This window comes from Mesorhizobium silamurunense, assembly GCF_014843825.1.
In the GTDB taxonomy this organism is placed as follows: Bacteria; Pseudomonadota; Alphaproteobacteria; order Rhizobiales; family Rhizobiaceae; genus Mesorhizobium; species Mesorhizobium silamurunense.
On the sequence record NZ_JHQR01000064.1, the window covers coordinates 1 to 18,371 of the forward strand.

Below are 18,371 nucleotides of genomic sequence, written 5' to 3' on the forward strand. Positions count from 1 at the left end.
ATCGCTTAACCGTTGTTCAGGGCGGACTATTGAGTGACTCGTCGCTTTGGGCGAGCAAGGCCCGGCGGTTTCAAGTATCTTGGATCATGCCACTGATTCCAACGCGCGTTGCTCTCGGCTGCTAGTCTTCGCCTGCGTCGGGCGGGTTCGCTGTGAACGCCGCAGTCGGAGAGGATAAATTAAGATATTTCCGCGTGCAACCGGCACCAAGCCGCGTCAGTGCCTCCTGTGGATTGATGCCAGCGGCCGCTGCAAGGTCATTAACGGTGAAGTCGTCGCATAGCAATTCCACAAAGGTACCCGGGTTGCAACATCCGGGAACGTCCGTTACATCAATAGTCATATATTCCATGGATATTCTTCCTATTAACGGCGCTGAATGTTCGCCCAACTTAACGACTACCTTATTCGCGCAGGACCATGGAAGGCCATGCTTATATCCGATCCCGACGATTGCTATGCGGCTGGTCCGGATCGTACGAAACGTTGCACCATAGCCAACAGCCTCCCCCGCCTGGACGGTCCGCACATCAAGTATTCGTGCTCTGAGCTTGGCCACAGTTTGCAGGGGATTTGCCTGGACGGTAGGGGTATTGATTCCGTACAGTGCCGATCCCACACGCACCATGTCAAAGTGGTAGGACTTGCCGAGCCATACCCCGGCGGAGGCAGCGAGACTGCCGCATGTGGGTTTAAGAAGATCATAGACTATCTGAAAACGATCCCTTTGCAATACGTTCGTCTCGTCCCAAATGCGTTCGCCACATGCGAGGTGGCTGAGCACTATCGAAGGAGGAAATCTTTCGAAGGTGCGCAGCAGATACTCGCGCCGGACATCGCCGATGCTTAGCCCAAACCTAGAAAATCCGGTTTCCACATTGAGAAAGTACGTTTGCGCCTCTCCGGCTTTGCTTACAGCACTCAATTCGTTGCAGTTATTCACCACAGGTATCAGTCCATGCGAACGATAGAATGTTCCAAACCTGTCGAACTCGTCGCGAAAAACCGCAATCGCAATCGTGCTAAAAGCAGATCTTAGAAGAATGGCTTCGTCCAAATTAGCGACAAACAGTAGATTGCACCCACTATCTATCAGCGCCCTTGCAATGTTCACGAGACCAAGTCCGTACGCGTCACTTTTGACGACTGCGGCCACCCTTACCTGATTCCCAACATACGTCGAGATGTTTTGGAAGTTAGTTCGAACAGCAGCCAGATCTATTTCCAATACAACGTCGGGAGGTCGCACCAGAGACAACATCGTCTACTCTCGCATAGTGTGTATAATTCGACATTGATTGGAGCTGCGGCGATTATAATCGTTATTTATGCAAGTCTCCAAATATTGCAGTTTTTTGTTCGCTTCGGGTTTGACGAGCAGGTTTGGGGAGATAGCATGGGAAATCACCGGATGAATGTGATTTATTGTTAGAACAATATTGCAGCATCGCGACATTAAGGTGCCAAGGTTGAAGTCGGAACACTGGAACTTGGACTGTCTGCCCGGCGCGGAACTAGGCTCGCCGCGACGGCCGGAAAATGGACGACACCAAGGGGCGAAACTTTCGTAGTTGTCAGAGCGCGGGGAAGCCGTGCACGGGGCGAAGGGAAAGCAGGAAGACGGTCGACTTGGGTAGAGGAGTGATCCGTGGACATGGATCACCGGGCCGACCAGGCTTGGGTACTTGGCGTTCAGCGCAAACTCTACCAGTGGAGCAAGGCAAATCCCAAGACGCCTGTCGGGATATGTGGGGTTGGGTAATCGACCTGCGCATGCTGCGTCACGCCTTGCGACGTAGCCTCGAACAAAGGCGGACGCACAGCCTGGATCGACGGGGTGACCGTGGGCCGTTCCTCGAAGGGCTTCAGGCCGAGTTGCGCTCCGACACATATGACCAGGTCCCGCGCCGCGCAAGCTCATCTCCAAGGCCGGCAAACCAGGGCTATTCCGACCCCTGTGCATTCCCTCAAGGATCGCGTCGTCCAAGGCGCGGCGACGATACTTCTGAGGCCAAGCTTCAAGGCGCAGTTCTGGCATGTCTCCTATGAGTGCAGGCCCGGACGGAGTACGCATTGTGCCTTGGAATATATCCGACGGGACGCCTTTCGGCGACGTACCAGTAATTTCGGACGATGCTGAAATTCTCAAGCGGCTGCCCCGCCATGCCGAAGCCGACGGCCCACATCATCGACTGGTTCGACATCGCCATGAAGATCAAGCCCATGCAACTCGCCGATTACATGGTTCGATCCCAGGCTGAAGGCGTCGGCGCGGCCCTGAAGATTGACCATGACACAGAGCGGTGAAGTGGCGACTGCGGCACGGATGCTTGGATCGAGCTATCCGAGACCTCAAGGTTTCCAGGTTTTTGTTAAGCGATTGCTTCCGTTGCAAGTTCGATCGCGCGTCTTCGCGTGCTGACATCGCAGCTGGTCACCTTGTCCGTTCGAACCGCGGTGCGACCGACTGCGGCAAACGCTGCCGAGCCGTCCTTCGGGTCGCTACCACCCTTGCCGAGTCGGCGGTCAACTCGCTGGTCGCCAAACGTATGGTGAAAAGCAACAAATGCGGTGGTTTTGCTAATGGGGTGCGAACCGCCGGAAAGAATGGGAACTTCGCGATCGACTTCGCGCGAGTTTTCGACAGTCAGAGCCGCAGATGCATTCATTGTTCAAGCCCAAACCGCCTCTACTTCGCGCCGCGTGACCCGAGAGAAATGACCGGTCTCGTCCTGATGCATTCACTTGACTTAATCCCGCCTTATATGAGGTTCTGGCAAGGCTTCAATCACCCGCCTCGATGCCCCGCTTTCCTCAATCCGGCCATGACCGAGTTCCCGTCACAACTCTGTCCGGTTTTTGGAAAGACGCACTCAAAAGTTTGAACGGCAGCCGTGGCAACAAAACTCGAACTAAAGGTTCGCAGACTCTTAACGCCGCAAAATCGTTGACGATGGTAGCCTCGGGGCAAGGTCTAAGGTCCAGCGAGGCTAGAAAGATGCCGACAATCTTCAGACCGCCGCACGGCACGAACAGAAGAGGTCCCTAGCAATGGCAAGAGCGTTGATCTTAGTTGGAGGCACAAGAATGGGCTCGGGTCTGCTCTACGTCCAGGCCGCTCAGCGTCTTGGCCTCCAGCCAATTACCCTTTCGGATGATCCAACTCGGTATGACCATTTTGGGGTGAAAGAGGCTGAGACAATCCGTGTTGATACAGACGATCTCGATGCGCTGATCCGCGAATGTTCCCGGCTCCGAGCGACCTATGAAATCGCTGGCATTACGGGCCTTCTGGACTCAGTGTATGCGACAGTTGGCAAGCTCTGCCGTCATTTCGATCTTCGGGGGCCGAACCCGGGAGCTATTGAACAATGCTGCGATAAGTACACCCAGCGCCAACTTCTCACGGCCGCAGGCGTTCCGATGCCTGCTTATCGCTTGGCGGCCAATGCAGCGGAGGTAGAGTGTTCTGCCGCGGAAATCGGACTGCCGGTGATAGTTAAGCCTGCGGTGGGCAGCAGCAGCGTCGGTGTCCGATTGTGCCGCACTGCCGATGAGGTGACCGAACATACGAAACATCTGTTGGGCGGGCAGCACACATGGCGGTCTGCGCCGAGGATACTGGTCGAAGAATTCGCACAAGGCCCTTATTATTGGGCCGACATAATGGGGAATGAGGTCTTTGGGATTGGCACCGGTGACTTCGGCCCTCCACCGCATTTCGTTTATCATTGGCAAACCTACCCGGCACCGCTGAGTGATGACGAGCATGAACGTATCGCAGATGTTTCGCTGAGCTGTTTGCGAGCTCTCGGCCTTGGCTGGGGGCCAACGGGCATTGAATTCCGGTGGACGAAGCGTGGTCCGGTCGTCATTGAAGTCAATCCGCGGCTTCATGGCTCGCCCACTCCGCAAATGGTTCATCTGGCTTACGGTGTCGATCTCATCACCGAGCACATCAAGCTTGTTATAGGCGACAAATGCGATTTGCGCAGAAGGCATTCGCACTTTGCGGCCGCGCGGTTCCTAATTGCTGATTGCGATGGCACCCTTGATTGGATCGCCGGGAACGATCAAGTGGCCGCAGTATCAGGTGTTGCTGAGGTCAAGTTTTATGTTGAACCCAAGATGCCCATTGTCAGAAAAGGCGACTATCGAGATTGCTTGGGGCATGTCATCGCCGCTTCATCCACTCTTCCGCGCACAGAGGCGATACTTCGGCGTGCCGTCGACTTGATCGATTGGTCGATCACACCATTTCCGACTATCGACGACGTCACCTTGACCTGAACTAAATCAAAATAATAGCGGGTAATCTATAATGTCTGATACAAATCGCAACGCTGCAATTGGTGCAGAAGGATACCAGGAGCTCTTCGGAGTTGATGGCAAGGTGGTCTGCATTTCGGGCTCGAGCCGCGGGCTAGGGAAGGCGCTCGCTACCTGTTTTGGACGGTTGGGCGCCAAGATAGTCCTTTCCTCGCACAATGTTGAAGAGCTGACCGAAGCAGAGGCCGAACTTGCGGGCCAAGGAATCGACGTGACGGCTATCAGCGCTGATGTGCGGTCGCACGACGATTGCAAGGCACTGATCAATGGCACGGTCGACCGGTTTGGGCAGATCGATGTGATGGTCTGCAACGCAGGTACCGACATCATTAAGCCAGCGCATTCATATGAAGAGCCGGAATGGGACGAAATTGTCGATACCAATCTGCGTGGCTACTACTATTGTGCCAAGTTTGCCGCCCAAGCAATGCTGGATCAAGGCGGCGGCAGCATCATCATGACTTCTTCGGTCGCCAGTTCGCTCGGCATACCGGGCCTGACTGTCTATGCTGCGAGCAAGGGTGGCGTCAATCAACTGACGCGTACCATGGCGGTAGAATGGGCCAATAAGGGTATTCGCGTAAACGCCGTCGCACCTGGATTCATCAACAACTTCATGGATGGAGTGCATCCTAATCTCGATAGCCCTTATCAGCGCCGCGCAATGGAACTCACTCCGATGCGACGCCGCGCCAATTTATCCGAGTATTTCGGGCCGTACATTTTCCTCGCGAGCCCGGCTGCATCGTTCGTAACAGGCGAGATTCTCTATGTCGATGGGGGCTATGCCGCGAGCTGATGCAGGATGCTTCGATGTTGCGGCGGTATTTCGAGGAACCTGGGCAATGTTAAAAACAATACCAGATGAAGTGAACTTTCTTGACTGCACCTTGCGCGACGGTGGCTACTACACAAATTGGGATTTCGCGCCGGAACTGGTGTCGGACTATATCGCTACTATCAACACTCTCCCGGTGCGCATGATCGAGCTGGGGCTCGTCGGAAAGCCTGAGAGCCACGGATATTTCGCCAGTGTGACGAGCTCCAAGGCCGAACAGGTGGCTGCCGGTCTCGTGGTCGATGCATGCGTGATGATCGATGCCAAGGATGTGCTTGCGAGCGAACTGCCTATAGCCCTTGCCGTGACCCGCCTGACAGAAGGACTAGAGCCAGGGCATATCACGACCGTCCGAGTGGCGGCGCACTACAGCAACTTGGCTGCCTGCCGGAACATTTTCGGTGAGTTGTCTCACACGGGCTTCCGCGTGTTTGTGAATCTCATGCAGATCGATGCGGCAAATGCTGCAGAAGTTGAAATGTGCCTGAAGGAGGTAACGCGGGTCGACACCATCGACGTGCTTTATATTGCCGATTCCTTTGGCTCGATGAAGCCGACTCGCGTTCAGGAATTGATCGGCCGGTTTGCAGGTCGAATTGAGCCTGACATTGGATTCCACGGCCATGACAACCGCGGATACGCGCTGGTCAATTCAGTGGCCGCCGCGATGGCGGGAGCGACATGGATAGACTGCACCATGGGCGGCATGGGTCGGGGCGCAGGAAATACGGCTAGTGAGCAGCTCCTACCGCTTCTCACTCATCTCGAAGCATCCAAGGAACGGGCACTCCTCGAGCACGTCCTGCGTCACTTCGATCCGCTTCGCAAACGGTATGGCTGGGGCAGCAGCGCGGCATATCAATACGCGGGCTCAAACTTCATCCATCCGTCCTATGTTCAAAAGCTTCGTGAAGGCGGGCCTTTGTCTGATGCCGCAATTATCAGGCGCCTTGCGGACCTTCCCGCCGATGAACGGATAAGTTTTGCCAATGACAAGCTGTCGGCGCTGATGGCGCAGGACACTGCCTGATCTCAGATATCTCTCGATGTGCCCCTTTTTCCCAATTGGAGGAAGCCATGACCCTGCCAAACACGGTAGTGAAACCATCGGTCCTCCCGTCCGATCCACGGTTTTCATCAGGCCCTTGCCGCAAACATCCCGGCTGGAGCGCGCACCCGACTATGCTGCGCTATGTTGGACGGAGTCACCGGAGCTCCGAGGGAGCAGAACGGCTAGGAGAAGTAATCCGGCGCATGGCCTCTTTGCTAGAGCTGCCTGATGGCTGGCTCTGCGGAATCGTTCCCGGTTCAGGCACTGGGGCCTGCAGCATGGCCCTACAAAATCTACTCGGCCCTTTTCCAGTCGAGACATTCTTGTCAGACAGCTTCTCGCAGTATTGGGCAAATGAGATTGATACGTTGGGGCTTGCCCCCCAAAATCGGCACATCTGTGCTTACGGAGATTTTCCGGACACGAGCAGGATCGACCCCAATCACGACATCGTTCTAGTGCTAAACGGCACCAACAGCGGCGTCTGTCCACCGGATCTTGACTGGATTCTTCCTGACCGTGCCGGGCTTGTGATCGCAGATGCCGTCTCGGCAGCTTTTACGAGACCCATCGACTACGATCGGATCGATGTTCTCTGCTGGTCATGGCAGAAGGCGCTTGGCGGCGAAGGCGGCCATGGCATGATCGCGCTCTCGCCTCGGGCGCAGGCACGGCTGATCGTCGGCGGACGTAAGCCTATAGCCAGGCTCATGAGGCTGCACAACGCCGACGGATCTGTAAACAAGGCGTTCTTTGACGGCCGCACGATCTCGACCCCCAGCATGTTCGCTGTCGAGGATATCCACTCTGCGCTCGACTGGGCCGAAGCGTGCGGCGGACTACCCGCGCTTCTGAACAGGGTTGCCAATAACTATGCCGTGATGGCCGACTGGGTGAACTCTACTCCGTGGATTGATTGGACTTGCACCAATCCGACAGCACGCTCCACCTGTTCAATTACTCTTCGGCTTGTACAAGAGCAGCTCGCAGCCGGCGAAAAGGAGGACGACGGTAAAATTGTTGCGGAGATGATCCGTCGACTCGAAGCCGAAGGCGCAGCTTTTGACATCTGGAGCTACGGTGACGCGCCACCGGGATTTCGGATATGGGCGGGGCCTACGGTCGAGGCAGATGACTTGGCGACTTTATGCGAGTGGCTGGCCTGGGCTTACAGCGAGACGTGCGGGGGTACCATACCACCCGAAGTGGTCGTGCGTCACGGCTACTTTCCGCCCTCCAAGGAGAGCGCGGTTCAACCAAGGACGGAGTCGGCGCGTCCTCTAACCGTCGCCCTCGAAAGCCCTCCCCAGACACTGGCAGACTGCTATGACGCGCTACTTTTCGACGCGACGGGGGTCCTGATCAGCCAAAATGATGCCCTGCCTGGCGCTGTTGATATCTTGGCCCGACTCAATACGGCCGGTCAGCCATTCTACATCGTGACGAATATCAGCAGTGGATCGGACGAAACGATATTCGCACGTCTCCGCAGCGCGGGACTTCCAATTCCGGCGGTCGACCGCATCGTGTCAGCAGGAGGTGTTGCGCGACATCGCGTACTCGAAGAGCTGGCTGCCGGGCGGCTAGTTTCCTATGTGGGCAGTGCACACGCTGCGCATGAGATCTTCGGCAAGCATCCAAATCTTCATTGCGCGGATACGGTCGAGACGTTCGACACGCTCGTAGTGCTCGATGACGAAGGTTTCGATTTTAAACGAGCGGCCGATCACATCCTGTCCACTTTTCGACGCAGACTGATCGAGACGGGCGAAATGCCCCGCATTATAGCGGCAAACGCGGACATCATTTATCCCAGCAAAAACGGCACACTCGTCTTTGGACCAGGCATAATTGGGCCAATGCTTCAATCTGGACTAGCGCCCTTCGGAGCTCCTCCAATCTCAGTAGAGATTATGGGCAAGCCAGGAAGAGCGATTTTCGAAGAGTGCATCGCTCGGGCCGGTACCGACCGTCTTTTGATGGTCGGCGATCAGGTTGATACTGATATCAAGGGCGCAAAAGCTGCCGGGCTCGACGCACTTCTCGTAATCACTGGCCTCAACAACAGCGACGAGTTGCGTCAAGACGAGAACGGCGCTCCCGATTTTGTCGCAAAGAACCTCGGTCAGATTTTCGACGGCAGTTTGCTTCCACATCTTCAATCGGCGAAGCATTGCGGCATAAAGAATCAGGTTCGGGCAAGGCGCGACAATTGCGGAGTGGACAAGGCGCATCTTGTCGGCAGCGGTTGAACGCGGAAGTATGGGTTATGAGGGAGATGGCGACAATCGTTCGATCCACGGAAGGATCTGATGATGCGCCCCACCTTGCGGGATCTTTGCGCCCGTCGACAGGTGTCAGCTGATCTGCAAAGAGCACAGGCGGCTATAGGGACAACAGTGATGCCCAGGCATCAAGACAGAGATGAAGATGATCATTGTCGCCGCGTGGAAGTTATTCGACTGGGGGCCTGGACGTCCGCGGAGACGGGCCAGATCGTTGCGGAAAGCGCGCCGTCTATCCGAGGGTCACGTTGGGGGTGGATGGCTTCTCGCCGCTCGCCTTGACGCTGCCCCCTGGTCAGCTTCTCGAAGCCGATCGTTTCGACATGTCGCGCTTACCGTTGGGGGAATCCTCCATCAAGCTGGCCCGGGATGGGCACGTCGTGACGCTCTCCAATCGCAGCACGATTGTGGGGCATCAAGAGTCGACACCTTCCCAAATATTGTTGAGGCGCTCGACATCGCACGGCGCATGAATACGTGGCTAGCCGCCACGTTGCGTACAGAAACAGATCTGAAGACGATCGCCAAGCCCCAGAAGGCTTTTGAGGCGGCGGTAAGCACTGGAAACCATCTCGAGATGTCGCAAGGCAACAAAAAATTCCACCAGGCAATCGTGCATGGAGGGAAGAATCCGTATCTGGCCTCATTTTATGAGGCAATGCGACCGGAAAACCAATGGATGCTCTACCGGCATTTCGAATATTTGCAACGGACCTATGATGGGCGCCGTCTGACCGAGGAGCTCGACTTTATGCTTGAGGCGATCAGAGAGATGAACGTCGACCTGGCTGACGATCTGGTGCAAGCCGACACGCGCCAGTTTCAGGCCAACTTCATGCGCGCGAACTACACGAGCGACGTCACCCTTGGGCCTCTTGTCGCGGCGAAGTAGGCGATGAGTGGTCAGAAAGTCGGGTTCATCGGTACCGGCACCATCACCGATGCCATTGTGCGAGGATTGCTCCGGGAGCCGGCGGCCCTGTCGCGCTTCATGGTATCCCCGCGTAACGCTGAGATTGCCGCCAAACTCGCCAGGGATTTCGCGGCGGTGACGGTTGCGACCGACAATCAGTCAATCGTCAAAAGTTGCGACACTATCGTTCTCGCGGTTCGCCCTCAGATCGCAAGAGACGTCGTCCGTTCCCTCTCCTTCCGAACTGGCCAAGCTGTGATCAGCGTGATGGCCGCGACCAACCGGACGACACTTCTTGGATGGATCGGCTCGGACGTGCGGCTGACGCAGACTATTCCGCTGCCCTTCGTCGCAGAGCGCAGGGGCATCACCGCAATCTATCCACGGGATCGTGAGACAGCGGCAATTTTTAAGGTGCTGGGCAGCATCGTGCAATGTGACTCAGGCAGGGAGTACGAATTGCTTGCCGCGGCCAGTTCCTTAATGGCGACCTATTTCGGCATCATGAATGGGGCGTTGGAATGGGTCACCGGCAAGGGGCTGTCCAGAGACAAGTCGAGGGCCTATCTCCTACCTTTGTTCTCCGAACTCTCGAGAACCGCCCTGGAGGCACCCTCCGGAGTTGCCTTCGCCGAACTCAGTCGTGCGTTCGCAACTAGGGGCGGACTGAACGAACAAGTCCTTTCCGACTTTGAAAAGCATGGGGGAGCCGATGCACTGAAGACGGCGCTCAATCACGTACTCGCCAGGATCGAAAAGGGCTTCTCATCGGAGCACGTCAAACCCTAAAAAAGGTCGGCCGCATGCACGCGCTGATCTACCTCCTATGGGACCGCGGCGATGACATCGGAATCGGTGTAGGCGGCGGGTTCAAGTGATAGGCGTCACCGAGACCGAGGACGGGCCGCGCATGAGTGCGAAGGCGATACGGCCGAGTTTATTCGCGGTCGTCATGAGGGCCGCCTGGTTCCCGACCGATCGCACCGGCACAAAACGCATCAAATGGCGCGTCATCGCCTCGCAGATGGCTGCTGCATCAGCGGCATCATTCTTCTGGCGCTTCGTAAGCTTTCACATAGTCTGGCGACATTAGCCGCACGTCATGACCGAACTTCATGAGTTCGCGAGCCTAGTGGTGGGCCGAGCCACACGCTTCCAAGCCAATGAGGCAGCCAGATCGAGGCCCACAGTAGCAACAGCGCTGAGATCTGTGGTAATATTGCCCATGGACGGTCGACAGGGGCGGATCGAAGTTGAAGGCATGTACCAACCAGCCAAGCCTACGATGAAACAATCGTGGATCGAAGAAAGATCGAAATTGGCGTGACGGGGTGCGATTACACGACCCAAATAACGTCATTGTCCCATGATGTCATTGCAATAGCAAGTAAGGCATCATGAGCAGAACCTTCCCTCGACCGGGTTATGCTGGCTACGGTTCCCCGCTTTCCACGGTACTATGAGGGCGCTCCGACTTCCCGCACCGCATGCCCTTCGGCTCTTGTTTTCGCCAGTCCAGGGTCCGCGGGGTCCTGCCTGTTCGTGTTTGCTGTAGCGCTCCCCGGGCCTTGGGCCTGGCCCCTTTGGATCAGCCGGCACTCCCTATTCCGGCTATACCCCTTCGGCAATTGCGAGACCTCCCAGGTTCCGTGGCAATTCGTCCCGTGATTGTGCGGCGGTCCCAGACCCCGGATGACTCTATTTCCTCACCAGTACCGGCATTTCGGGTGCTGCCCCCGGTGTGCACACCGAGGCGTCATCACGTTCGCATTTCGCGGCTTACATCACCGCATTCGCTGTCTACGCTTCAATGAGCGCCGTTGCCGATGTCCACATAAGACTCGTTTCGGGCTGGCGGGCTGCGACTTTACAGGGCAGGAGTTTAACCTGCTGGATCGCTGAGAGAGGTTTTCAGGTCATATCATTCTCCTCGGGCATGGCACGTTGCGATGCCATCGGAGAAGGCTGACATCCACATGGGGTAATCGCGGGAGCGAGTCGCCCAGAGAACCAATCATATCCTTGGAAGGTGGCTGTTCCCCGATAAGATGGAAATACGGGCTCACGACCTGACGCCGGGCCCAAGCATCAGATGGAGAACAGCCATGGAAGAATATATCGGTCTCGACGTGTCGATGAAAGAGACAGCGGTGTCGATCCGACGTGAGGCAAGCGCGTCTGGCGCGGGGAAGTGCGCCTCTGATCCAAAGATCATTGCCGAGCTTATCCGTAAGCGGGCGCCAGCCGCCAAACGCGTGGTGTTCGAGACTGGGCCCCTTTCCGTCTGGTTCTATCACGTGCTACGCTCGGAAAGGGTGCCAGCGATCTGCATCGATGCTCGCCATGCCAAAGTGGCCGCGAATAAGACTGACGCGAACGATGCCGACGGTTTGGCCCATCTTGCAGAAGTAGGGTTCTTTCGTGAGGTGCGGGTGAAAGGGTTCGACAGCATGCTGACCCGCACCCTGGTGGCGGCACGCACCCGGCTGGTCAGGATCACCACCGAGCTTTCAAACCAGATCCGGGGCTCATGAAGACATTTGGATTGCTCGTTCCCGCGGGCAAGGGAAGCACATTCGAAAAGAATGTCCGGAGTCTTCTTGTCGATCAGGACGGGCTCGCCCCTATCGTGCTGCCGATGCTGGAAGCCTGGCGCTGTCGATACCGGATCAATACTCCCCAGAAGTGCCGTTTGAATCTTCCTCAGTCTAGTGTTGCCGCCGGTCCTCCGGGGCGCGCCCCGGAGGACCGGCGGCGCGTCATCACCGATACTGCTCTCGATGGTCGAGAGGGGAATGGCGGTGATCAAACTCGGGGAGATAGTCATGATCTTGGATATGCACCGGCAGGGGCTGTCGGTGTCAGCGATCGCCAGGCAGACCGGCGTCGATCGAAAGACAATCCGCAAATACATCGAGCGTGGCCTTGAGGCGCCTGCCTATGGACCAAGAAAGCCACGGGCGACGGTGATTGATCCCTTCACCGCTTATTTGCGTGAACGGGTTGCTGCCTATCCCGGCCTTAGCGGTCGGCGGCTCTTGCGAGAACTGAAGGATCGTGGGTACGCCGGTGGCTACACTACCGTCACGGACTTCCTCAGAGACGTTCGTCCGACCTCAGAAGCCGGCTTTGAAGTTCGGTTCGAAACAGCTCCCGGCGAACAGGCACAGGTGGATTTCGCCCAATTCCATGTCGTCTTCACCGACGAGCCGGCAACCCCCAGGATCGTCTGGCTGTTTTCTATGGTGCTGGGCTATAGCCGTCTCATCTGGGCGCGCTTTGCTATGCATCAGGATCTGCCGACAGTGCTGCGATGCCACGCGGCGGCGTTCGATGCGATCGGCGGCGTTCCGCGCGAGATCCTTTACGACCGGATGAAGACTGCGGTCATCGGCGAAGGCGAAACGGGCGGCATTGTTTATAACCGCGCTCTGCTCGATCTCGCCCGCCATTTCGGCTTTCATCCAAAGGCCTGCAAACCATATCGCGCCAAGACGAAGGGAAAGGTCGAGCGACCATTTCGCTATATTCGTGAAGACTTCTTCCTGGCGCGCTCGTTTCGCAACCTTGATGATCTTAACACCCAACTGCGGCAATGGCTGGATGCCGTTGCCAATCCGCGCGTGCACGCCAGAACGCAGCGCGTCGTCGTCGAGGCCTTCGCGGAAGAGCGCCTTCATCTGCGTCCCTTGCCGCTGGCTCCGTTCCGATCGGTTCTGCGGCTTGAGCGAAGGATATCCCGAGAGGGCATGGTGAGTGTCGGTGGAAACGCATACAGCGTGCCCGACGCCACCAGAAGGCGGCTCGTCGAGGTTCACACCTTGGCCAATGAGGTTCGAATCTTCGAAGACGGCGCGCTGATTGCTGTCCATCCGGTGTTGGAAGGTCGCCATCAGCGCCGCGTCGAACCAGGACACAGAACCCTTCGCTCACCGCCGCGATCGCGATCGCGCGTCAACAATGACGAGATCATTCTTCATGGATCCGGAGACCGGGTCACACAGCGGCCGCTCGCCTTCTACGACGCCGTCGCCAGAGCCATGGCGCAGGAGAACCGCCCATGAACGCCGCTCTCGATGCCGTGCCGTCGATGATCGACCGCATTCGCCATGACCTTGTCGGCTTAAAGATGCCACGTGCCCTTGAAGCGCTTGACCATATTGCCCGCCGCCTGGAGCATGGCGAGCTGTCGGCACTCGAAGCGATCGACATTCTCCTTTCCGAAGAGCTGACCCTGCGCGAGAACAGTCGCATAAAGACGGCGCTGCGGATGGGTCGGCTGGCAACCATCAAAACGCTCGCCGGCTTCGATTTCACGTTCCAGCCCTCCCTCGATCGCGATCGGATCTTCACGCTCGCGCAACTGGGTTTCGTCGAAAGGCACGAGGCCGTCCATTTCCTCGGGCCGCCGGGAACCGGCAAAAGCCATCTCGCCGTGGCGCTCGGCGTCGAGGCTGTCAAAGCGGGCAAGAGCGTCTACTTCTGTACGCTTGCCGACCTCATCGCAGCGCTGTCCAGGGCCGAGCGCGAGGGACGGCTGCAAGAACGCATCCGCTTCTTCTGCAGGCCAGGTCTTCTGATCGTCGATGAGATCGGTTATCTCCCGGTCATCGCCGGCGGCGGCAACCTGTTCTTCCAGCTCGTCAACGCCCGCTACGAGAAAGGGGCAATGATCCTGACGTCCAATCGCGGCTTTGCAGAGTGGGGCGATGTTTTTGGAGACGCCGTGGTCGCCACCGCGCTTCTCGACAGGCTTTTGCATCATGCCGTCGTCGTTCAGATTGAAGGATCAAGCTACAGGCTGCGCCAGCATGCCGAATTGATTCCGTTCCAAAGCCCTGATTACTCCACCGTCCTTCGCTCCACCATCACGGCCGCGAGGGCGGCCGCCGAAAAATACCCAATTCTCCATGCCGTCCGAGACGGCATAATTGAGGAATTTTACTTCGGCACTTTTGAGGAAAGTTCACCCGGTATTGACAGGCGCAGCATGCGCACCCGTGCCACCGAGCTCGGACGCCAGCTTGTCGCTGCTGCGCGCCAAAACCAAGCGTGTCAGATCCTCATGTCGATCCCTGGCGTCGGCACGATCACCGCGACCTCTTTCGTCATCGCCATTGAAGATCCCAACAATTTCAGGAAGTCCCGCTCTGTTGGCGCCTGGCTTGGTCTGACGACCCGCCGCTACCAATCAGGAGAGGTCGATTATGATGGCCACATATCCCGGCGCGGCGATCGTCATTTGCGAGGGCTTCTCTACGAAGCCGCCACGGTGAACCTGACCCGCAGCTCGGCCGACAGCGCCCTGCGGACATGGAGCCTCAAACTCCGCGAGCGGATCGGCTTCAAACGAGCTGCTGTTGCCGTAGCCCGCAAGTGACGATGCACGCGATGCTGAAGGCCGGTGAGTTCTTCGATCGGACCGCCGGGCCACAGCGTGATAGCCTAGGCATAGCGTTCGGTCCCCGAGCGCGCTGAGACGTCCCTGCCGGGACGTGGGCAGAGCCATTCCGCTTTGATGGGGTGCACCGCTGGCTCAGCAGAGTGCGTCGTCCACATTTGAAGGCTCCTCCCGCGAAGCTCCATCATGCGGCGACCGATGTCGACCGCGAAGACGATCCTGCACCCGGCATACGCGTCTCAGAAACTATAAAGGACTTGACTCAACGATCGCGATTAGACGACCCCGTCTTGAGACCATCAGAGAGCAGCTCGACCGATGCCGTCAGTTACACCATCTCAGCGGGCACGATCTATTGTCGGTGAGCAGTTCGCTTGTTCATTGTCGGAACCCTGACGAAATTGCGTCGCAGCGAACAGGTTGGATCGGGAAACGAAAAGCCGACTCGTTGAATTAACATGCTTTCTGGTTTGGTATGGCTCTTGCTTCTTGAACGTTGACTATTCGCTCAAAGACGGAGCCATTGGGGTAATGATTTCGCTTGGAGATCACGGGGGCACCAGACCTGCGCTCAGTTCAACGGCTACACTTTTCCGTGAAACCTTTCAGATTGGTCGATGGCTCAGGCCAGCGGCGAACCATGCAGCTTGGCTGAAAACTACCGAACTTCCGTCGAGTGGAGTGCAACCGGATACGACTAGTGCGCATAAAAGCAGAGCAAAACCAAACTGGAGAATTTAGCATGTCTGATGATGTCGCCTATAACGAGAATTGGGCTTCAATCTGGGAAAAATTCAACAGCATCCGCGGCAGAGCCGCTGAAGCAGACGAGACGGCCGCGTTTCTAGAGCGATATTGCAGGGGAGGGAGTGCGCTTGAACTCGGTATTGGCGACGGACGCGTGGCAGTGCCATTGAGCGAGCGGGGCGTCAGGGTCGAAGGTATCGACAATTCAGATAGCATGTTGAACCTTCACGCGAAGCGTACCGATGTGATCAAGGCTTGGAAGGCGGACATGGCCAATTTCACATCGGAGCAACGCTACAATCTAGTGTACTGTGCTTATCATACGTTGATGATGCTTGTTACCCGCGAAGCGCAAATAAGCTGCCTCCGATCTGCCGCGAAGGCGTTACATGATGAGGGGACTCTAGTGATAGAATTGCCTGTTCCGGCCATCGGTGATTTCGTCGGCGGCCAGAAAACTACTACTACGCTCGTCGATCATGAGAATACATTTGTCACCGCGGATATCCACGATCCGTTAAGCCAGAACCTGGTCTCAACCCTCCTCTGGTTTTCCGGTACATCGGTCAGAAGTTTGCCTGGTCGCGCTCGCTACGTCTATCATCAGGAACTCGACACCATGGCCGAATGTGTAGGATTGAAGCTAGCGGAACGGTGGGGAGATTGGGCCAGAGGTGAATTTACGGAGGGGTCCAAACGTCATATCTCGGTCTACCGCCGTGCCGATCTTTAGGGCCGCAAGCCGCTACAACCAGCGCGCAAGGCGACCCGGCCGAAACCAAGCCGTCATGCCCGATGCCCGCGCTGGCTTGAACAGTGACAGCTCCTGCGGCTCTGACTGGCGAAATCTCCCGCGAAGTCGGTCGCGAAGTTCACCATTCTTTCCGGCGGTGCGCCCCCGTGGGTCGGTCAAAATCCCCCGGGTATGGTCAACTCCCCCACCTTGGAGTGCGCCCTGAGGGCGGACATCTATCAGGCGGCGTTTTGGCCGATCTGCCGGATATGTTGATTCTCGAACTGCTGCGGGCTGAGATATCCCAGCGCCGAATGTAACCTTTGCTTGTTGTAGACCTCGTCAATGAAGTGAGAAGATGCTCGGTGGCGTCCTCGAAGGTTTCGAACGCCATCGGTAGACGGCCTCGACCTTGAGCGTCTTCATGAAGCTTTCGGCTCCCCTTGCGTCCCATCGATCCGAGCAGATGGCGTCTGCCAGGACTTGTCGATAGACCGCCGCCGCATATACGAGCGAGCAGTTCCAGCGACTGATGGCCGACCACGGCATCACCTTTTCAATGAGCCGGTCGGGCAACGTATGGGACAACGCTGCGATGGAGAGCTTCTTCTGCTCGCTCAAGACCGAGCGAAAAGCCTTTATGCCGCCCCGGACGAATGCTTGCTCCGCACGTAGGCTTTGCCCAGCTGCGCCATTGCAATGATCGCGAAGGAGGCCTTCGAGCGGGCGGGTATTCACGACTATGCGCACCACGGCGCGCATCTCTTCCGCCACGGCCTTGCGACCGACCTGCTGCGGTCGGGGCCAGATTTGCTGAGATCGGCCAGTTGCTTCGTCACCGGAGCATCGACAGCACAAGGATCTATGCCAAGCTCGACATCGAGAAGTTGCGCGAACTGAGCCTGCCCTGGCCGGGAGGTGTCCAATGAACCGTCTTCGAACAGCGCTCGGGCGCTATGTGGGCATGCGCCAGGGATTGGGATACAAGTATCATGGCCCCGCTCGACGGTTGTCGGATTTCGTCACCTTTATGGAGGCTCACGGCGCCGAGACCGTCACCACGGCGCTGGTGGATGAAGTGGGTGACGTTGATCGGCCGACAACCGAGTTGGTCCATCCGCCTGACCGATGTGCGCTGCTTCGCTCAGCACCTCGCTCATTTCGACCCCATGACGGAAGTGCCACCTCAAGACGCCGTGCCGCTGGCGCGGCGTGCAAAGCTTTACATCTATACCGATGCTGAGATCATAGCGCTTCTGGCGGCGGCACTGTCGCTGCCGCCGGCCAACGCCTTGCGTCGCTGGAAATATCATTGCCTGTTCGGATTGATAGCGGTCGCCAGGCTACGCCATTCCGAAGCGCTCGACCTGCGCCGAGACGACGTCGATCTCGACCAAGGTAGTGCTCGCCGTGGTGGCCAATTCCTAAATTGCCTCCAGTCGCCGGTAGGTTTCGCGCTCACCATAAGCTTCCAGGCAATTCGGGCGATCTTATTAGCGAGCGCCACCCCAACAGGGTGTGCCTCCTATGTCTTGGTCGACATAGGCGCCACAGCGCTGCCATCGAGCTGCTGTAAGGCGGGCGTCGATTGTTCTGTCATCGCCCTATGGCTGGGCCATGCGGCGATGGAAACGACGCTGACCTATGTTCACGCACATCTTCAGCTGAAGGAAGCCGCACCTGTCAAGCTGGAGCCATACGAACGCGCAAAGGCCGAACAATTTCGACCAAACGACCGGCTCCTTTAGTTCCTGAACGCCCTTTGAGCATGAGAACTATGCCGAGTGTCAAAGACCGGTTTCGGTCGAAATGGCGGACAAAGCGCTTCACATGAGGCATCCGCTGGTGCGGCTTTCAGGTCTGATGCCATGGGCACGGTTCGATGAGGCGTTGGGCCGCTTCTACCGTCCGGTCGGCAGGCCGGCCAAGCCGACGCGGTTGATGGTCGGGCTGCATTACCTCAAGCACGTCCATGACCTGTCGGACGAGGAGGTGGTGGAACGCTGGCTGGAGAATGCCTACTGGCAGTATTTCTGCGGCTTCGAGTTCTTCCAGCACGAGGCGCCGATCGACG

11 protein-coding genes and 8 pseudogenes are annotated in these 18,371 nt (G+C 57.4%); 15 read left to right on the forward strand and 4 right to left on the reverse strand.

Annotated elements, in window-relative coordinates:
- Window positions 1-121: 121 nt before the first annotated feature.
- Window positions 122-1,261, reverse strand: coding sequence for an alanine racemase (alr, locus tag DH10_RS07775; RefSeq protein WP_192384580.1), 1,140 nt, complete (start codon window positions 1,259-1,261; stop codon window positions 122-124).
- A gap of 902 nt (window positions 1,262-2,163) precedes the next feature.
- Between alr and DH10_RS07780 the strand changes: the two genes are divergently transcribed.
- The gene (locus tag DH10_RS07780; protein ID WP_192384581.1) at window positions 2,164-2,307 is read left to right on the forward strand and encodes a hypothetical protein; all 144 of its coding nucleotides are present in this window, start codon (window positions 2,164-2,166) and stop codon (window positions 2,305-2,307) included.
- A 65-nt stretch (window positions 2,308-2,372) separates the two neighbouring features.
- On the opposite strand, the gene DH10_RS07785 is transcribed toward DH10_RS07780, so the two are convergent.
- On the reverse strand, window positions 2,373-2,669 hold the full coding sequence (locus tag DH10_RS07785; RefSeq protein WP_192384582.1) for a hypothetical protein: 297 nt from the start codon (window positions 2,667-2,669) through the stop codon (window positions 2,373-2,375).
- 418 nt (window positions 2,670-3,087) lie between these two features.
- Here DH10_RS07785 and DH10_RS07790 point away from each other — a divergent pair, with 418 nt between their 5' ends.
- From DH10_RS07790 to DH10_RS07815, 6 genes and pseudogenes are all read left to right on the forward strand, one after another.
- Window positions 3,088-4,290, forward strand: a complete 1,203-nt coding sequence (locus tag DH10_RS07790; RefSeq protein WP_425515304.1) for an ATP-grasp domain-containing protein — start codon at window positions 3,088-3,090, stop codon at window positions 4,288-4,290.
- Between the two features lie 31 nt (window positions 4,291-4,321).
- Window positions 4,322-5,128, forward strand: a complete 807-nt coding sequence (locus tag DH10_RS07795; RefSeq protein ID WP_192384584.1) for an SDR family NAD(P)-dependent oxidoreductase — start codon at window positions 4,322-4,324, stop codon at window positions 5,126-5,128.
- Window positions 5,100-6,197: a beta/alpha barrel domain-containing protein gene (locus tag DH10_RS07800; RefSeq protein ID WP_246811511.1), complete on the forward strand. Its 1,098-nt coding sequence runs from the start codon at window positions 5,100-5,102 to the stop codon at window positions 6,195-6,197. The genes DH10_RS07795 and DH10_RS07800 overlap by 29 nt, the downstream gene beginning before the upstream one ends.
- A gap of 344 nt (window positions 6,198-6,541) precedes the next feature.
- Window positions 6,542-8,470, forward strand: a complete 1,929-nt coding sequence (locus tag DH10_RS36245) for an HAD-IA family hydrolase (protein WP_210327765.1) — start codon at window positions 6,542-6,544, stop codon at window positions 8,468-8,470.
- A 281-nt stretch (window positions 8,471-8,751) separates the two neighbouring features.
- A pseudogene (locus DH10_RS07810) lies at window positions 8,752-9,395 on the forward strand (FCD domain-containing protein).
- A 3-nt stretch (window positions 9,396-9,398) separates the two neighbouring features.
- The gene (locus DH10_RS07815) at window positions 9,399-10,205 is read left to right on the forward strand and encodes a pyrroline-5-carboxylate reductase (RefSeq protein WP_192384585.1); all 807 of its coding nucleotides are present in this window, start codon (window positions 9,399-9,401) and stop codon (window positions 10,203-10,205) included.
- Window positions 10,206-10,370: 165 nt separating this feature from the next.
- Here DH10_RS07815 and DH10_RS07820 read toward each other — a convergent pair.
- Window positions 10,371-10,587 (reverse strand): annotated as a pseudogene (locus DH10_RS07820) (IS110 family transposase); the annotation flags it as partial.
- Window positions 10,588-11,521: 934 nt separating this feature from the next.
- Between DH10_RS07820 and DH10_RS07825 the strand changes: the two are divergent.
- From DH10_RS07825 to DH10_RS07845, 5 genes and pseudogenes are all read left to right on the forward strand, one after another.
- A pseudogene (locus DH10_RS07825) lies at window positions 11,522-12,069 on the forward strand (IS110 family transposase); the annotation flags it as partial.
- A gap of 148 nt (window positions 12,070-12,217) precedes the next feature.
- Window positions 12,218-13,480 (forward strand): IS21 family transposase, encoded by a 1,263-nt coding sequence (istA, locus tag DH10_RS07830; protein ID WP_192384589.1) that lies wholly within the window; start codon window positions 12,218-12,220, stop codon window positions 13,478-13,480.
- Window positions 13,477-14,347 (forward strand): annotated as a pseudogene (gene istB, locus DH10_RS07835) (IS21-like element helper ATPase IstB). The gene istA and the pseudogene istB overlap by 4 nt, the downstream one beginning before the upstream one ends.
- A gap of 56 nt (window positions 14,348-14,403) precedes the next feature.
- Window positions 14,404-14,894 (forward strand): annotated as a pseudogene (locus DH10_RS07840) (transposase); the annotation flags it as partial.
- A gap of 665 nt (window positions 14,895-15,559) precedes the next feature.
- Window positions 15,560-16,297 carry a class I SAM-dependent DNA methyltransferase gene (locus DH10_RS07845; protein WP_192384586.1) on the forward strand — a complete coding sequence of 246 codons (738 nt, stop codon included), beginning with the start codon at window positions 15,560-15,562 and terminating at the stop codon, window positions 16,295-16,297.
- Window positions 16,298-16,536: 239 nt separating this feature from the next.
- Here the strand turns inward: DH10_RS07845 and DH10_RS36710 are convergent.
- A pseudogene (locus DH10_RS36710) lies at window positions 16,537-16,750 on the reverse strand (IS3 family transposase); the annotation flags it as partial.
- A 52-nt stretch (window positions 16,751-16,802) separates the two neighbouring features.
- Between DH10_RS36710 and DH10_RS07855 the strand changes: the two are divergent.
- The 3 genes and pseudogenes from DH10_RS07855 to DH10_RS07870 all read left to right on the forward strand — a co-directional run.
- A pseudogene (locus tag DH10_RS07855) lies at window positions 16,803-16,934 on the forward strand (IS3 family transposase); the annotation flags it as partial.
- A 436-nt stretch (window positions 16,935-17,370) separates the two neighbouring features.
- Window positions 17,371-18,045 carry a site-specific integrase gene (locus DH10_RS36715; protein WP_246811512.1) on the forward strand — a complete coding sequence of 225 codons (675 nt, stop codon included), beginning with the start codon at window positions 17,371-17,373 and terminating at the stop codon, window positions 18,043-18,045.
- Window positions 18,046-18,130: 85 nt separating this feature from the next.
- Window positions 18,131-18,371, forward strand: a pseudogene (locus tag DH10_RS07870) (transposase); the annotation flags it as partial.

What these genes read in the sequence shown, in the direction of transcription:
- alr (WP_192384580.1), bottom strand. Translation starts at nt 1,261, where the DNA reads ATGTTGTCTCTGGTGCGACCTCCCGACGTTGTATTGGAAATAGATCTG.
- DH10_RS07780 (WP_192384581.1), top strand. Translation starts at nt 2,164, where the DNA reads ATGCCGAAGCCGACGGCCCACATCATCGACTGGTTCGACATCGCCATG.
- DH10_RS07785 (WP_192384582.1), bottom strand. Translation starts at nt 2,669, where the DNA reads ATGAATGCATCTGCGGCTCTGACTGTCGAAAACTCGCGCGAAGTCGAT.
- DH10_RS07790 (WP_425515304.1), top strand. Translation starts at nt 3,088, where the DNA reads ATGGGCTCGGGTCTGCTCTACGTCCAGGCCGCTCAGCGTCTTGGCCTC.
- DH10_RS07795 (WP_192384584.1), top strand. Translation starts at nt 4,322, where the DNA reads ATGTCTGATACAAATCGCAACGCTGCAATTGGTGCAGAAGGATACCAG.
- DH10_RS07800 (WP_246811511.1), top strand. Translation starts at nt 5,100, where the DNA reads ATGTCGATGGGGGCTATGCCGCGAGCTGATGCAGGATGCTTCGATGTT.
- DH10_RS07815 (WP_192384585.1), top strand. Translation starts at nt 9,399, where the DNA reads ATGAGTGGTCAGAAAGTCGGGTTCATCGGTACCGGCACCATCACCGAT.
- DH10_RS07845 (WP_192384586.1), top strand. Translation starts at nt 15,560, where the DNA reads ATGTCTGATGATGTCGCCTATAACGAGAATTGGGCTTCAATCTGGGAA.
- DH10_RS36715 (WP_246811512.1), top strand. Translation starts at nt 17,371, where the DNA reads ATGAAGTGGGTGACGTTGATCGGCCGACAACCGAGTTGGTCCATCCGC.